This window comes from Sphingobium sp. IP1 (assembly GCF_002708645.1).
GTDB classification, from domain to species: Bacteria; Pseudomonadota; Alphaproteobacteria; order Sphingomonadales; family Sphingomonadaceae; genus Sphingobium; species Sphingobium yanoikuyae.
This window is the reverse complement of record NZ_NOIW01000259.1, coordinates 1-1,015: the sequence shown is the minus strand read 5'-3', so window position 1 is coordinate 1,015 and position 1,015 is coordinate 1. Positions and strand designations below refer to the sequence as shown.

Sequence of the window (1,015 nt, the reverse complement as noted above, 5' to 3'; positions counted from 1 at the left end):
GTTTCCTTGTGCACGTCCAGACCGACGTATTTTACTGTCTCCGTCATGACTCGCCTCCAGTGCTGACAAATCCATCGTCAGCATCTCAGATTTGAGCCCTCGAGGCTCCGGCAGTCATGGGGTCTAAGCGCCGACAGACCCGCTCAGGTGTCGGCAAACACCTCAGTCCGTCCGAAAACTCAGCGGCATGTCGTGTGGCGGAGAGCCGAAGAGCGCTGGGCTCTGGAGATGCTGGTTTTTCGACGTGGAAGGCTTGGAGACGGTCTGGATCAGCCATATCGGGACGTATGACGCGCTGTGGCGTCGAAAACGGTGAAGGGCGCGCCCATTTCAGGCCTGCACGGCGCGTAGCAGGGCCGGAATACCGAGGATGTTGATGGCCCGCCTGAGATTGTAGGCGAGTGCTGTCAAGCTGAACTCGGCATTGACGTTAGCGAGCCCCCGCATGAGGAAAGCACCTTGGTTCATCCACTGTTTGATGGTGCCGAAGGGATGCTCAACCGTCTCGCGGCGCCGGTCGATGATGTCGGGCCGGACAGCAAGCCGTTCCGCCATGCACTCGAGCACGGCTTCGCCTTCCCAGCGGTCGATGGTCCGCCGTACACCTGACGCGCATTGTGGTTTGAGCGCACAGTCCCGGCACGCCCGCGCATTCCCGTAACGGACGTTCACATGCCCGTTCTTTTGTGAACGCGTAACCCTATTGTCAGCTTGCCAGCACTGGCCGCCTGAGAGTCGGTTTCGAAACTCACGCTGACCGAGCCAAACGGCGTAGCATGAGCATGGCGGCGGCGGCGTAGAGGAAGGCTGCGGCGGATTTGAGGGTGGCTTCCACGTCCTTGGCCAGACGGCGGTTTCGATTGACCCAAGCGAAGAACCGCTCGACCACCCAGCGCCGAGGGAGGACGACGAAGCCGGACTGCCCGGCGATCTTGCTGACTATCTCGACGGTGATGCGGGTCGCCTCGGTGACACGGTGATGGTTATAGCCGCCATCGGCCCAGACCTTCTCGAT

At 61.1% G+C, this 1,015-nt stretch carries 2 protein-coding genes; both read right to left on the bottom strand.

The genetic code is table 11. The features are described from left to right. Positions 1–330: 330 nt before the first annotated feature. On the bottom strand, positions 331–861 hold the full coding sequence (locus CG471_RS31620) for a transposase (protein WP_099234669.1): 531 nt from the start codon (positions 859–861) through the stop codon (positions 331–333). After that, a partial coding sequence (locus CG471_RS29845; protein ID WP_143560328.1) for a transposase occupies positions 749–1,015 on the bottom strand: 267 nt, incomplete at its 5' end. The genes CG471_RS31620 and CG471_RS29845, both read right to left, overlap by 113 nt.